We start from the raw sequence: 13,661 nt of genomic DNA on the forward strand, positions 1-13,661 counted from the left end.
CGACGTTCCGCCTGCGGTGTTTTTTCGGTTGCTTGCACTTTGCCTCGACGAACGCTCCGATCGCGAATTAAAGTCCCAAGGCGATGGGAAGGGAGCCTCAAGCGAGTAAGCCGGACACGTTTCGATTTGGTCGTCCGTCACACTGTCCAGGGGTCTTTCCATCCCAAGGTCGGCCGTCTCCTTGCCAGTGGCAGTGCTGGCGCAGATCCGTCCTGCCCGAAGACAGACGTCACCCCCAAACCGCGTGACGCCGCATCTCCGGCGTCCACCGCATCCCACCCCGCGAACGTGACGATCGCGATCGCCCCTCTCGATGGGGCAGGACGGAGGGGAATATAATCAAGTTAGGGATGCTGTCAACGGGAGATAGGAAAAAATGTTTAGGCGCTGTCTTGCCGCCTCACACTGTCATTCCCAGGCAAACCAATTGGTTTGCCTGGGGGCGGCTGCGCGCCTTCGCGCAGGCGAACCCGGAATCTCAGCATGGGAGTCTCCTATTGTGCCAAACACTTCGAGATTCCCCGCCACTCCAATTGGAGTGGCTGAGGTTCGCACTACGCGGCTGCGCCGCTTCGTGCGCCCCGGAATGACAAGTGTGGCGTCCGGCAAGCGCTAGTCGCGCTTCGGAATGAAGAGCGGGACGCGATGCGCTCATCACACGCGTGCTCATCGAAGCGCTGTCGTTGCGGTTCTGCGACCTCGAATTATCGCTCGACAAGATGTCCGCGCGAGACTGCAGGTTCAAACCGATCGGCGAAATACTGCGTTTCGTTGGCCACCCGTCCGTCGCGGAACTCCATGATGCTCACCGCGTAGGATGGTATACCGTCATAGGTCAGGATGAATTCGGTGACCCATAATTCGCCGTTGCCGATAATCCGCCGAACCGTAAAACGTTTCTCATTTGGCTGGACAAGTCGGCTCATCTGAATGTTGTGCCGACCGCGGATGCGTTCCCCCGATTGGGGATAATAAAGCATCGCATCCTCATGGTAGATGTCATGTTCGATATCGAAATCGTTCGCATCCGATGCAGTCCAATGACGCTCCAGGGCGGCCCGTACATCGTCCATCTCAACCTCCTGCGATAGGCCTCAGGTTGGCGGCTTGGCTTGGTGCAGAGGGGAAGGAGAGCCGAACCTCTCCACAACGACAGACAGTCGCCTTACCGGCAAACTAGCATGGAAAAGCTCGCGAAGATTTTCTTGTTCGCTGTTTCCGCGCGATAATCCTCGGAGACTTCTCTCACGCCGACGGTCTACAGATCGGGCCGGGGACAACACAAGGACACGCCCATGCTCACGCTTCATCATCTCAACGACTCCCGCTCGCAGCGGATCATCTGGCTGTTGGAAGAACTCGGCGCGTCCTATGATCTGACAACCTATCAGCGCGATGCGCAGACGCGGCTCGCGCCGCCGGAATTGGAGGCGGTGCATCCGCTCGGCAAGTCGCCTGTCATCGTCGATGGCGATGTGACCATCGCGGAATCAGCGGCCGTCGTCGACTACGTCATCCGCCGCTACGGCAAGGGCGCGATGCGGCCGGCGGAGGGCACTCCGGAGCATGAGGCCTATCTCGAATGGCTGCATTATGCCGAGGGCTCGGCGATGTTGCCGCTGATGCTCAATCTCTACGTGTCCCGCCTGAAGGAGGCCGGCGCGCCGCTGCAGCAGCGGATCGACAGCGAGATAGCCCGGCATCTCGGTCATGCCGACCGCGCGCTGCAGGGCCGTGCGTTCTTCGTTGGCGACAGCCTGACCGGCGCGGATATCCAGATGAGTTTCGTCGCCGAGGTTGCCGGCAGCTTCGACCGGCTCAAGGCCTATCCCGATCTGGCCGCCTGGATTGGCCGGATGCATGCCCGCCCGGCGTTCCAGCGCAGCGTGGAGAAGGGCGGGGTATACCGGCTGGCGAAATAGGGCGATTGGGGTCTTGGACGCGCTGGCCCCACACTCGTCATTCCGGGGCGGGAGCGGCGCCGAAGGCGGCGAACCCGAGCCCGGAATCCCGAGCTGTTTTGCGCTGAACATGTCGGGATTCCGGGCTCGAGCTCTCAACTTCGCCGAGATCTCGCCCCGGAATGACAGTGAGAGTACCGATCGGCTTGTGCAATCGCCGCATTTACCCCGCTGCCTAAATATCGCGCCCTGAACCGCAAAACCTTGGCCCCGCCAGCCAGATATGGTATTCGGGGCACCGCTTCCTGATCGCCACTCGTGACCGTCCGCACGCCGAAAGAAGGCCGCGGCGGTGGAGATATTGCCCTATGACCACTTCGGCCAAAACCGGCTCCGCGCCCGACTCGTTCTTCTCCGCCACGCTTGCTCAGGCCGATCCCGAGATTGCCGAGGCGATCAAGGGTGAACTCGGTCGCCAGCGTCACGAGATCGAGCTGATCGCGTCGGAAAACATCGTCAGCCGCGCCGTGATGGAAGCGCAGGGCTCGGTGATGACCAATAAATATGCCGAGGGCTATCCGGGCGCGCGCTATTATGGCGGCTGCGAATTCGTCGATATCGCCGAGAACCTCGCCATCGAGCGCGCCAAGAAGCTGTTTGGCGCCCAGTTCGCCAATGTGCAGCCGAATTCCGGCAGCCAGATGAACCAGGCGGTGTTCCTGGCGCTGTTGCAGCCGGGCGATACCTTTATGGGTCTCGACCTCGCAGCCGGCGGCCATCTCACCCACGGCTCGCCCGTCAACATGTCCGGCAAGTGGTTCAAGCCGGTGCACTACACCGTGCGCAAGGACGACCAGATCCTCGACATGGATGCGATCGCCAAGCAGGCCGAGGAGGTGAAGCCGAAGCTGATCATCGCCGGCGGCTCGGCCTATTCGCGGTCGTGGGACTTCAAGCGCTTCCGCGAGATCGCCGACAGCGTCGGCGCGTATCTGCTGGTCGACATGGCCCACTTTGCTGGCCTCGTTGCCGGTGGCGTCCATGCCTCGCCGGTGCCGTATGCCCATGTCACCACGACGACCACGCACAAGTCGCTGCGCGGCCCGCGCGGCGGCCTGATCCTCACCAATGACGAGGCGCTGCACAAGAAGCTGAACTCGGCGATCTTCCCGGGTCTGCAGGGCGGCCCGCTGATGCATGTCATCGCGGCGAAAGCCGTGGCCTTCAAGGAAGCGCTGCAGCCGGACTTCAAGGTCTATGCCAAGAACGTTGTCGAGAATGCCAAGGCGCTGGCCGAAACGCTTCGTGCGCAGGGCTACGACATTGTCTCGGGCGGCACCGATAACCACCTGATGCTCGTCGACCTCAGGCCGAAGGGCCTGAAGGGCAACGTCTCGGAGAAGGCACTGGTCCGCGCCGGCATCACCTGCAACAAGAACGGCGTGCCGTTCGATCCGGAAAAGCCGTGGATCACCTCGGGCATCCGTCTCGGCACGCCCGCCGCCACCACGCGTGGTTTCGGCATTGCCGAATTCAAGGCAACCGGCGAGATGATTGCCGAAGTGCTGAGCGCGGTGGCGCAGTCCGGCGACGGCAGTGCGCCGCTGGTCGAAGCGGCCGTGAAGGAGAAGGTCAAGGCGCTGACGGATCGTTTCCCGATCTATCAGTAAGGCCTGCTACGAGGCGAAGACCTGCGCGGTCAGAAGGTCGCGCAGGAACGAGTGTCTGGAAGGTTCTCTGGAATGCGCTGTCCGAACTGCAATAGCCTCGATACGCAGGTGAAGGACTCGCGTCCCGCGGAAGATTCCGCCGTGATCCGCAGGCGGCGCGTCTGCGTCACCTGCAACTTCCGCTTCACCACCTTCGAGCGCGTGCAACTGCGCGAACTCACGGTGATCAAGCGCAACGGCCGCCGCGTGCCGTTCGACCGCGACAAGCTGGTCCGCTCGCTGTCGATCAGCCTGCGCAAGCGCCCGGTCGATCCTGAGCGCGTCGAGACCATGGTGTCGGCCATCGTGCGAGAGCTGGAAAGCGGCGGCGAGGCGGAGATTTCGTCGGAGACCATCGGCGAGATCGTGATGGAGCATCTGCGCGGGCTCGATGACGTCGCCTATGTGCGCTTCGCCTCGGTCTATCGCAATTTTCGCGAGGCCAAGGACTTCGAGGCCGTGCTCGGCGAATTGCATGCTGACGACGACGGCCGGCCGGTGGTGGTCCGAAAATGATCTTCCGGATCCTGGAAGATCAATACGCGCAAAAATCCCAAGAGGCGAAAGCAACCGACCTGCGCTTCATGCAGCTGGCACTGACGCTTGGCCGTCGCGGGCAGGGCCGGACATGGCCCAATCCCGCGGTCGGCGCGGTCATCGTGAAGGATGGTGTTATTATTGGCCGCGGCTGGACGCAGCCCGGCGGCCGTCCCCATGCCGAGCCTGTCGCACTTGCGCAGGCCGGCGAGGCCGCACGCGGTGCCACGCTCTATGTGACGCTGGAGCCATGCTCGCATTTCGGCAAATCACCCCCTTGTGCCGATGCGATCGTCGCCGCGGGCATCGCGCGCGTCGTTGCGGCAATTGAAGATCCCAATCCGGACGTGGCGGGCCAAGGCCATGCACGGCTGCGTGCCGCTGGCATCAGGGTCGATGTCGGGCTCTGTGCCGAACAGGCCGCACGCGATCACGCCGGGCATTTCCGCCGCGTGCGCGACAAGCGCCCGCATGTCGTGTTGAAGCTCGCGGTGTCGCCGGATGACAAGATCGCGGCAGCCGGTCACAAGCCTGTCGCCGTCACCGGCGAGATGGTGCGGTCGCGCGTGCATCTCTTGCGGGCGCAATGCGACGCCGTGCTGGTCGGCATGGGCACCGTCATCGCGGACGATCCCGAACTGACCTGTCGCTTGCCGGGCATGATGAAGCGCTCGCCGGTGCGCGTGGTGCTCGACCGTGCGCTGCGCATGTCCGGTAACAGCAGACTGGTGCATTCGGCGCGCACGACGCCGCTCTGGGTGATGACCTCCAGCCTGTCGGAAGCGCCCGCCGCAATGGCGCTGGGCGCGGCCGGCACGCAGGTGCTGCGCGTGCCGACCACGACCGCGCCGCCGCCGGGGCTGGATTTGCTGGCCGTGCTGCATAGCTTGTCGGAGAAGGGCATTACGAAGCTGCTGGTGGAAGGCGGATCGAAAGTCGCGTCGTCTTTCGTGGCGGCGGGACTGGTCGACGAGGTCTGGCTGTTTCGCGGGCGGAAGGAGATCGGCGAGGGTGGGATCGCCGCGCTGGATGCATTGCCGCTATCGGCGATCACCGGGTCGCCGGGCTTCGTGCAGCGTGCTAGCGAGACGATCGAAAACGACACTCTGACCATCTACGAAAGAAGCTAATGTTCACCGGCATTGTCACCGACATCGGCGAGATCGAGAGCCTTACGCAAGTGGCGCAGGGCCAGCTCCACCGGCTGCGCATTCTCTGCGGCTACGACCAGACCACCATCGCCGACGGCGCCTCGATCGCCTGCAACGGCGTCTGCCTCACAGTGGTCGGCTCCGGCGTGGCCAACGGCAAGACCTGGTTTGACGTCGATGCCGCAGCCGAGACGCTGGGCATGACCACGGCGAAGCACTGGAAGCTGGGCACCCGCCTCAATCTCGAACGCGCGCTGAAGATCGGCGACGAGCTCGGCGGCCATATCGTCGCCGGCCATGCCGATGGCATCGCTACCATCGTGTCGCGCGAGAACCTGCCGGACATGGCGCGGATCACCTTCCGCACCACGCGCGAACTGGCGCGTTTCATCGCCACCAAGGGCTCGATCACGCTCGATGGCGTGTCGCTGACGGTGAATACCGTCGATGACGTGCAATTCGCCGTGCTGATCATTCCGCACACGCTGAGCGTCACCACGCTGGGCAAGGCGTGGGAAGCAGGCGCCGAGGTTAATATCGAGGTCGACCTGATGGCCCGCTATGCGGCGCGGCTGAGCGAAATGCCGGTTTAAGGCTCCGACCTCTCGGCCGTCATGGCCGGGCTTGTCCCGGCCATCCACGTCTTCGTGCCCGGCCAAGACGTGGATACCCGGCATGCGCCGGGCATGACGGCGCTAAATTGCCGAGTATTGCCCTTGGCTTCGCAGCCGCACACGACTAAAACCGCGCGATTGTTGACATACACCGTAAGCGGATGTTGTCAGCGTTTTTAACAGGTTGAGAAATGGCAGACGCGCGACGCGCTCATTTGCAGGACCAGACCGACATCACGGGCGCGCGCGTCCTGATCGTCGAGGCGCGGTTCTATGACGACATTCAGGATGCACTGCTGGAAGGCGCGATCGTCGAGCTGAAGGCAGCCGGCGTCACCCATGACGTGTTGACGGTGCCCGGCGCGCTGGAAATTCCTTCGACCATCGCGATTGCGGTCGATGCTGCCGCGAAAAGCGGCAAGCCTTATGAAGCGGCAATTGCGCTGGGTTGTGTCGTACGTGGCGAGACGTTCCATTTCGAGATCGTCTCGATGGAGTCGTCGCGCGGGCTGATGGATCTGTCCGTCGATCTGCGGCTGCCCCTCGGCAACGGGATCATCACGGTGGATACCGACGAGCAGGCCTGGGCGCGCGCGCGCGCCGGTGAATTGAACAAGGGCGGCGATGCGGCCCGTGCGGCACTGTCCGTGCTGCGCATCAAGCGCCGTCTGGCGAAGGCTTGAGTGATGGCTGACAAGAAAGCCGACTTCAAGAAGCCCGTGCCGAAAGGCGACCGCAAGGCCAACCGCCGCGGTGCTGCGCGTCTCGCCGCGGTGCAGGCGCTGTATCAGATGGATATCGGCGGGGCGGGCATCAACGACGTCTTCGCCGAGTTCGAGAGCTTCTGGCTCGGCAGCGAGATCGAGGGCGACCAGTATCTCCCCGCCGAAGAGGCGTTCTTCCGCGACATCGTGTCCGGCGTGGTGCGCGACCAGAACAAGCTCGATCCGTTGATCGACGACGCGCTCTCCAGGGGCTGGCCGCTGCAGCGGATCGAGGCGATCCTGCGCGCGGTGATGCGCGCCGGCGCCTATGAGCTGGAACATCGCAAGGACATTCCCGGCCGTGTCGTGGTGTCGGAATATGTCGACGTCGCGCATGCCTTCGTCGAAGGCGACGAGACCGGCATGGTCAATGCGGTGCTTGACCAGATCGCCCGGCAGTTTCGCGCGGAAGAGTTTTCGCGCGCAGGACACTGATCATGTCAGCCGGGTCCAACGCATCCGGCGAAGACACCCTGATCGCGCGCTACTTCAAGCCGCTCGCGACTGATCCCGGCGCGTTCGGGCTCACCGATGACGCCGCGGTGCTCAAGGCTGACGGCGAGGATATCGTTGTCAACACCGACGCCATCGTCGAGGGCGTGCACTTTCTCGCCGACGATCCCCCGGACACCATTGCGCGCAAGGCGCTGCGGGTGAACCTGTCAGACCTCGCCGCCAAGGGCGCAGTGCCGGCCGGCTTTGTGCTGACGCTGGCGCTGCGGACACATGATGAGACGTGGCTGACGGAATTCGCGCGCGGTCTCGGCGAAGACATCGCAACATTCGGCTGTGCGTTGCTCGGCGGCGATACGGTCTCGACGCCGGGGCCGCTGATGGTCTCAGTCACCGCCTTCGGACGCGTTCCGGTGGGCAAGATGGTGCGCCGCCACGGCGCAGCGGTGGGGGACCGCGTGGTCGTGAGTGGCATGATCGGTGATGCCGCGCTTGGCCTTGCGGCGCTGAAAGGCGGCGCGGTCGCGACGGCGCTGACTGGCGACAGCAACGCGCGTGACGCGCTCGTGGCACGCTATCGCGTGCCGCAGCCACGCAACGCGCTGGCATTTGCGGTGCGCGATTTCGCGACGGCGTCGATGGATGTCTCCGACGGATTGGCCGGCGATCTCGCCAAGCTCTGTGCGGTGTCGGGCATCTCTGCCGTCATCGATGCATCGGCTATTCCGCTGTCGGATCCGGCGGCAGCACTGCTGGATCGCGGTGTGATCGGTCTCGAAACGGTCGTTGCCGGCGGCGACGACTACGAAGTCCTCTGCACCATCCCAGAGAATCGCACGACCGGTTTCGTGCAGGCCGCGCACCAGGCGGGCGTGCGGGTCGCGGTCATCGGGACGATTGTTGCAGGTGCGTCATCGCCCCGCTTCGTCGACCAGGCGGGCAGGGACATCGTGTTGAAGCGCCTGTCCTACAGCCACTTCTGACTAGCCTTATCGTTCCCGCAAGCGCGGACCTAACCTCTCCCCGCATCTTGCGCGGGGAGAGGTCGCCGCGTCTTCGCGGCGGGTGAGGGGCGGGGCACGCGGTTTGACCAAGTAATGCTGTTGCTGGTTCGGAACGATCTGAAGCTGCCGACCAGGGGAGGGGCCATTGCCATGCCCCTCACCCGACCCGGCTTCGCTGCGCTACGCCGGATCGACCTCTCCCCGCGCAAGATGCGGGGAGAGGTTAAGAGCCCCTCCAAAAATCCTGCATTAGCCCATTGGCAGCGTTGCACGGCGATACCGATTTTGCCATGCTCATCAAACGAGAGGCCGTCCTCACGTGCTGGGCAGGCCTCCTTTTTATGCGCCAACTAACAAGGCGCCGGGCAGGAAGGACTGAGGCAGATTCCATGACAGCATTGTGGGTGATCGTGCTCTGCGGGGCACTGTCGATCGTTTACGCGATCTGGGCGACGAGTTCTGTGTTGAAGGCCGATGCGGGTAACGCACGGATGCAGGAAATTGCAGAGGCCGTGCGAGAGGGCGCACAGGCCTATCTGAAGCGACAATATCTCACCATCGGCATCGTCGGCGTCGTGATCTTCGCGCTGCTGGCTTACTTCCTCGGCATGCTCGTTGCCTTCGGCTTCCTGATCGGCGCCGTGCTGTCGGGCGCAGCCGGCTTCATCGGCATGAACGTGTCGGTGCGTGCCAATGTCCGCACCGCGCAGGCGGCGACGATCTCGCTGGCCGGCGGCCTCGAACTCGCCTTCAAGGCGGGGGCCATCACCGGCATGCTGGTGGCGGGTCTGGCACTGCTCGGCGTCACCATCTACTTCGCCTATCTCACGCACTTTCTGGGCCTTGCTGCCAACAGCCGCACTGTGATCGATGCGCTAGTGGCGCTCGGCTTCGGCGCGTCGCTGATTTCGATCTTCGCGCGTCTCGGCGGCGGCATCTTCACCAAGGGCGCTGATGTCGGCGGCGATCTCGTCGGCAAGGTAGAAGCCGGCATTCCCGAAGACGATCCGCGCAACCCGGCGACGATCGCCGACAATGTGGGCGATAATGTCGGCGACTGCGCCGGCATGGCCGCCGACCTGTTCGAGACCTATGCGGTGACCGCGGTCGCCACCATGGTTCTGGCCGCGATCTTCTTCGCGAGTTCGCCATTGCTGGTCAACATGATGACGCTGCCGCTCGCCATTGGCGGCATCTGCATCCTGACCTCGATTGCCGGCACGTTCTTCGTCAAGCTCGGTGCCAGCCAGTCGATCATGGGCGCGCTGTATAAGGGCCTGATCGCGACCGGCGTGTTGTCGCTGTTCGGCGTTGCCGCTGTAATCTACTGGTTGATCGGTTTCGGTCCGCTGGCAGGCGTGAAGTATACGGGTCTGGCGCTGTTCGAATGTGGCGTCGCGGGTCTCGTCGTCACGGCGCTGATCATCGTGATCACTGAATACTACACCGGCACGGACTATCGGCCGGTGAAGTCCATCGCGCAGTCGTCGGTCACCGGTCACGGCACCAATGTGATCCAGGGTCTCGCGATCTCGATGGAGTCGACGGCGGGTCCTGCGATCGTCATCATCGCCGGCATTCTCGTCACCTACAGCCTCGCGGGCCTGTTCGGTATCGCGATTGCCACCACGACGATGCTGGCGCTGGCCGGCATGATCGTGGCGCTCGACGCCTTCGGTCCCGTCACCGACAATGCCGGCGGCATTGCCGAAATGGCCGGTCTGCCGAAGGAAGTCCGCAAGGCCACCGACGCGCTTGACGCGGTCGGCAACACCACCAAGGCGGTCACCAAGGGCTATGCCATCGGTTCGGCTGGTTTGGGCGCACTGGTGCTGTTCGCGGCTTACAATGAAGACCTCAAATTCTTCATCGCCAATGCCGCGAAGTATCCGTACTTCAAGGACGTGCTGCCCGACTTCTCGCTGACCAATCCCTATGTGGTGGTCGGTCTGCTGTTCGGCGGTCTGCTGCCTTACCTGTTCGGTGCGATGGGCATGACGGCCGTGGGCCGTGCAGCCAGCGCCATCGTCGAGGAAGTGCGGCGTCAGTTCCGCGAGAAGCCGGGCATCATGCAGGGCACCGACAAGCCGGATTACGGCCGCGCGGTGGATCTGCTGACCAAGGCGGCGATCAAGGAAATGATCATCCCGTCGCTGCTTCCGGTGCTGTCGCCGATCGTGGTGTACTTCATCATCTACGCCATTGCCGGCGGCGGCGCAGTCGGCAAGTCGGCGGCATTCTCGGCGGTCGGCGCGATGCTGCTCGGCGTGATCGTCACCGGTCTCTTTGTGGCCATCTCGATGACCTCGGGCGGCGGTGCCTGGGACAATGCCAAAAAGTATATCGAGGACGGCCATTTCGGCGGCAAGGGCTCCGACGCTCATAAGGCCGCGGTGACCGGCGACACCGTCGGCGATCCCTACAAGGACACGGCGGGCCCTGCGGTGAACCCGATGATCAAGATCACCAACATCGTGGCGTTGTTGTTGCTGGCGATCCTGGCGCACTAGACGGCCGCGATGCCGAATGCGAAAATCCCGCGGCGCAAGCCGCGGGATTTTTCTTTCTACGTTTGATCAGGTAGGACTACATGCAGCCGTTGCCCCATGGTCGGGTTCGTTTTCGTCATAGTCTCGTAGCCATCGGACTGTTTGTGGCCTGCAGCGCACCGGCCTCGGCCGCCGAGCAATGCCCGGTCTCCGAGGCTGCGATCTCGAAAGCCGGCGGTCTCCACCAGGCGATCATCGCCGCGATGAAGACCGAGTTCAGCTGCGAAGGCGCATACCGGATTCTCGAACTCTGCCAGCTTGGTTCGTCCGGTGATAATGCATTCTCCAGCATCGTGCTGTCGAAATGTGAACCGCGCTTTCTCCCCAAGGCGCTCCCCGCGACCAAGGCCGCCTATGAAAAGGCGCGTGCGAAATGCGATAAGATCGCAGAGAAGAACGAGGGCTCGATGTATCAGAGTCAGGCCGCGATCTGCATTGCGCGATCCGGGCGTGATTTCGCGCGGAAATACGGGACGAAGAGCTAGGGGGCCTGCCGGCCACGACGCGTTAGCGTAGACGACACAGAAGCCCCGCGATGTGATCGCGGGGCTTCTTGTTCAGATAGTCGACCTTACGCCGCCTTGCTCTGCTTGCCGTCCTGGATGGCGCGCCAGATGCGCTCCGAGGTCAGCGGCATGTCGATATGCGTCACGCCATAGTCACTGAGCGCATCGACCACCGCATTGACGATGGTGCAGAGCGAGCCCGCGCAACCGGCTTCGCCGCAGCCCTTGGTGCCCAGCGGGTTGGTGGTTGCAGGCGAGGGATGATCGCCGACCAGCATCAGCGGAATGTCGCCGGCGCGGGGCATCGCATAATCCATGAAGGAGCCCGTGATCGGCTGGCCCGACGCGTCGTAGCTGACTTTCTCCATCAGCGCCTGGCCGATGCCTTGCGCGACGCCGCCATGCAACTGGCCCGCCACGATCATCGGATTGACGATGGTGCCGAAGTCGTTGACCGCCGCGTAATTGACGATGGTCAGCACGCCGGTGTCGGGATCGATCTCGACTTCGGCGACATGACAGCCGTTCGGGAATGTCGAGGGCACGTCCGATGAGGTGTGGTCGACATCGAGCGAGGAGGGTACGCCGTCCGGCATCTTGCCCTCGCGCACACGCTGCGACAGTTCCATGATGTCGATGGAGCGGTCAGTGCCGGCGATGGTGAAACGGCCGGCCTTGAATTCGATGTCGGCTTCGGAGGCTTCCATCAGATGCGCCGCGGCAGCCTTGCCCTTGGCGATGACGAGATCGGAGGCCTCGACAATGGCCTGGCCCGATGCGGTGATCGAACGCGAGCCGCCAGTGCCATTGCCCATGCGCACGAGGTCGCTGTCGTTCTGCTCGAGCCGGATGGCCTCGAACGGCACGCCGAGCTGTGCCGACAAGACCTGTGCGAAGGGCGTGGCGTGACCCTGGCCGTAATCCAGCGTGCCGGTGGTCAGCGTCACGGTGCCGTCTTCGCCGAAGGTCAGTTTGCCGAGTTCGCCTGAGGGGGGAGCGGTGACTTCGAGATAGGAGCCGACGGCAATGCCGCGGAGCTTGCCGTTCTTGCGGCTATCTTTCTTGCGCTTGGCGAAGCCGGCGTGATCGGAAATTGCCAGCGCCTTGTCGAACACGCCCTGGAAATCGCCGCTGTCATAGGTGACCCCTGAGGCGGCCGCGAAGGGTAGTTGCGACGGCTTGATGAAGTTGCGCTTGCGCAGCGTGAAGCGATCGATGCCCATCTCGTCGGCGGCGCGATCGATCAGCCGCTCCATGAAGTAGTTGGCCTCGGGGCGCCCGGCGCCGCGATAGGCGCCCATCAGCGTGGTGTTGGTGAGCACGCATTTGATATCCACCGACAGCAGCGGCGTCTTGTAGACGCTGGCGAGATTCTTGCCGGTGTTGAGCGACAGCGGGCTTGGCGACACGCCGGTGATATAGGCGCCGAGATTGCCGTAGCCTTTCAGGCGCACCGCGAGAAACTTGCCGTCCTTGTCGAGGGCGAGTTCGGCACGGATATCCTGCGCGCGGCCCTGGCTGTCGGACAGGAAGCTGGAGGAGCGCTCGTCGAGCCACTTCACCGGCTTGCCCAGTTCCTTCGCCGCATGCAGCAGGCAAATATATTCGGGATAGCTGATGTTCTTCATGCCGAACGATCCGCCGACATTGCCGGTGAGGATGCGGACCTTGTCCGGCGCGACGTTGAGCTGCTTGGCCAGCGTATTGCGGTTGCCAGCGACGCCCTGGGTCGGCACCTGGATCACGTAGCGGCCGCCGGATTTTTCGTAAGTGGCGAGCGCGCAGCGCGGCTCCATCGACACCACGGCGACGCGGGTGTTCTCGATGTCGAGTTTGGTGACGTGGGCGGCAGAGGCGAATGCCGCCTCGACGGCGTGGGTGTCGCCATAGTGATAGTCAAGCGCGACATTGTTCGGGATGTGGTCGTAGAGAACAGGCGCGCCGGGCTTCGTTGCGGCCTCGCAATCGGTGACGGCGGGCAGAGCGTCGATGTCGAGGACGACGGCTTCGGCGGCGTCGCGCGCCTGTGCGACTGTTTCAGCCACCACGAAGGCGACGGGGTCGCCGACATAGCGCACCTTGTCGGTCATCAATGCATGGCGGTTGGTCTGGAACAGCGGGGTGCCGTCCTGGCTCTTCAGCGGCAGGCCGCAGGTGAAGGGGCCGTAATTGGCGGCTTCGAGGTCCCGGCCGGTCCAGACGCCGCGGACACCCGGCATCGCCTTGGCAGCCTCGGAATCGATGCCGCGGATCACGCCATGGGCATGAGGACTGCGGACGATCCAGGCATAGAGCTGGCCGGGCAGGTTGACGTCGTCGGTATATTTGCCCTTGCCGCGGACGAGGGTGTCGTCCTCCTTGCGGCGGACAGGCTGGCCGACCCCGTATTTCTGCATGGCGATGGCGTTGTCGACGGGCGAGCCGGTAAAATCTTGCATGATGAATCCATCAAATGTGGATGATTCCAGGATTT

At 63.5% G+C, this 13,661-nt stretch carries 12 protein-coding genes; 10 read left to right on the forward strand and 2 right to left on the reverse strand.

Going from position 1 to position 13,661, the window contains the following annotated elements:
* Nucleotides 1-704: 704 nt before the first annotated feature.
* Entirely contained in the window at nucleotides 705-1,073 is a 369-nt protein-coding gene (locus tag LPB73_RS09405) for a nuclear transport factor 2 family protein (RefSeq protein WP_231080390.1), read from the reverse strand.
* A gap of 222 nt (nucleotides 1,074-1,295) precedes the next feature.
* Here LPB73_RS09405 and LPB73_RS09410 point away from each other — a divergent pair, with 222 nt between their 5' ends.
* The 10 genes from LPB73_RS09410 to LPB73_RS09455 all read left to right on the forward strand — a co-directional run bounded on the left by LPB73_RS09410 (nucleotide 1,296) and on the right by LPB73_RS09455 (nucleotide 11,167).
* A complete protein-coding gene (locus LPB73_RS09410) occupies nucleotides 1,296-1,922 on the forward strand; it encodes a glutathione S-transferase family protein (protein ID WP_231080393.1) in 627 nt (208 codons plus the stop codon).
* Between the two features lie 347 nt (nucleotides 1,923-2,269).
* Nucleotides 2,270-3,571 carry a serine hydroxymethyltransferase gene (gene glyA / locus LPB73_RS09415; protein WP_089263852.1) on the forward strand — a complete coding sequence of 434 codons (1,302 nt, stop codon included), beginning with the start codon at nucleotides 2,270-2,272 and terminating at the stop codon, nucleotides 3,569-3,571.
* A 72-nt stretch (nucleotides 3,572-3,643) separates the two neighbouring features.
* Nucleotides 3,644-4,126 carry a transcriptional regulator NrdR gene (gene nrdR / locus LPB73_RS09420; RefSeq protein ID WP_068732542.1) on the forward strand — a complete coding sequence of 161 codons (483 nt, stop codon included), beginning with the start codon at nucleotides 3,644-3,646 and terminating at the stop codon, nucleotides 4,124-4,126.
* Nucleotides 4,123-5,277, forward strand: coding sequence for a bifunctional diaminohydroxyphosphoribosylaminopyrimidine deaminase/5-amino-6-(5-phosphoribosylamino)uracil reductase RibD (gene ribD, locus LPB73_RS09425; RefSeq protein ID WP_231080394.1), 1,155 nt, complete (start codon nucleotides 4,123-4,125; stop codon nucleotides 5,275-5,277). Before nrdR ends, ribD begins: the two co-directional genes overlap by 4 nt.
* The gene (locus LPB73_RS09430) at nucleotides 5,277-5,891 is read left to right on the forward strand and encodes a riboflavin synthase (protein WP_231080395.1); all 615 of its coding nucleotides are present in this window, start codon (nucleotides 5,277-5,279) and stop codon (nucleotides 5,889-5,891) included. The genes ribD and LPB73_RS09430 overlap by 1 nt, the downstream gene beginning before the upstream one ends.
* 212 nt (nucleotides 5,892-6,103) lie before the next feature.
* On the forward strand, nucleotides 6,104-6,595 hold the full coding sequence (gene ribH, locus LPB73_RS09435; protein WP_089263855.1) for a 6,7-dimethyl-8-ribityllumazine synthase: 492 nt from the start codon (nucleotides 6,104-6,106) through the stop codon (nucleotides 6,593-6,595).
* Nucleotides 6,596-6,598: 3 nt separating this feature from the next.
* Entirely contained in the window at nucleotides 6,599-7,111 is a 513-nt protein-coding gene (gene nusB, locus LPB73_RS09440) for a transcription antitermination factor NusB (protein ID WP_089263856.1), read from the forward strand.
* A 2-nt stretch (nucleotides 7,112-7,113) separates the two neighbouring features.
* Entirely contained in the window at nucleotides 7,114-8,112 is a 999-nt protein-coding gene (gene thiL, locus LPB73_RS09445; protein WP_231080397.1) for a thiamine-phosphate kinase, read from the forward strand.
* A 410-nt stretch (nucleotides 8,113-8,522) separates the two neighbouring features.
* Nucleotides 8,523-10,643, forward strand: coding sequence for a sodium-translocating pyrophosphatase (locus tag LPB73_RS09450; RefSeq protein ID WP_231080398.1), 2,121 nt, complete (start codon nucleotides 8,523-8,525; stop codon nucleotides 10,641-10,643).
* A 143-nt stretch (nucleotides 10,644-10,786) separates the two neighbouring features.
* Nucleotides 10,787-11,167, forward strand: a complete 381-nt coding sequence (locus LPB73_RS09455; RefSeq protein ID WP_231080399.1) for a hypothetical protein — start codon at nucleotides 10,787-10,789, stop codon at nucleotides 11,165-11,167.
* Nucleotides 11,168-11,253: 86 nt separating this feature from the next.
* Here the strand turns inward: LPB73_RS09455 and LPB73_RS09460 are convergent, their stop codons facing one another.
* Nucleotides 11,254-13,626, reverse strand: a complete 2,373-nt coding sequence (locus LPB73_RS09460) for a xanthine dehydrogenase family protein molybdopterin-binding subunit (RefSeq protein ID WP_231080400.1) — start codon at nucleotides 13,624-13,626, stop codon at nucleotides 11,254-11,256.
* Nucleotides 13,627-13,661 lie beyond the last annotated feature (35 nt).

Origin of the sequence: Tardiphaga sp. 37S4 (assembly GCF_021044645.1) — a bacterium.
GTDB classification, from domain to species: Bacteria; Pseudomonadota; Alphaproteobacteria; order Rhizobiales; family Xanthobacteraceae; genus Tardiphaga; species Tardiphaga robiniae.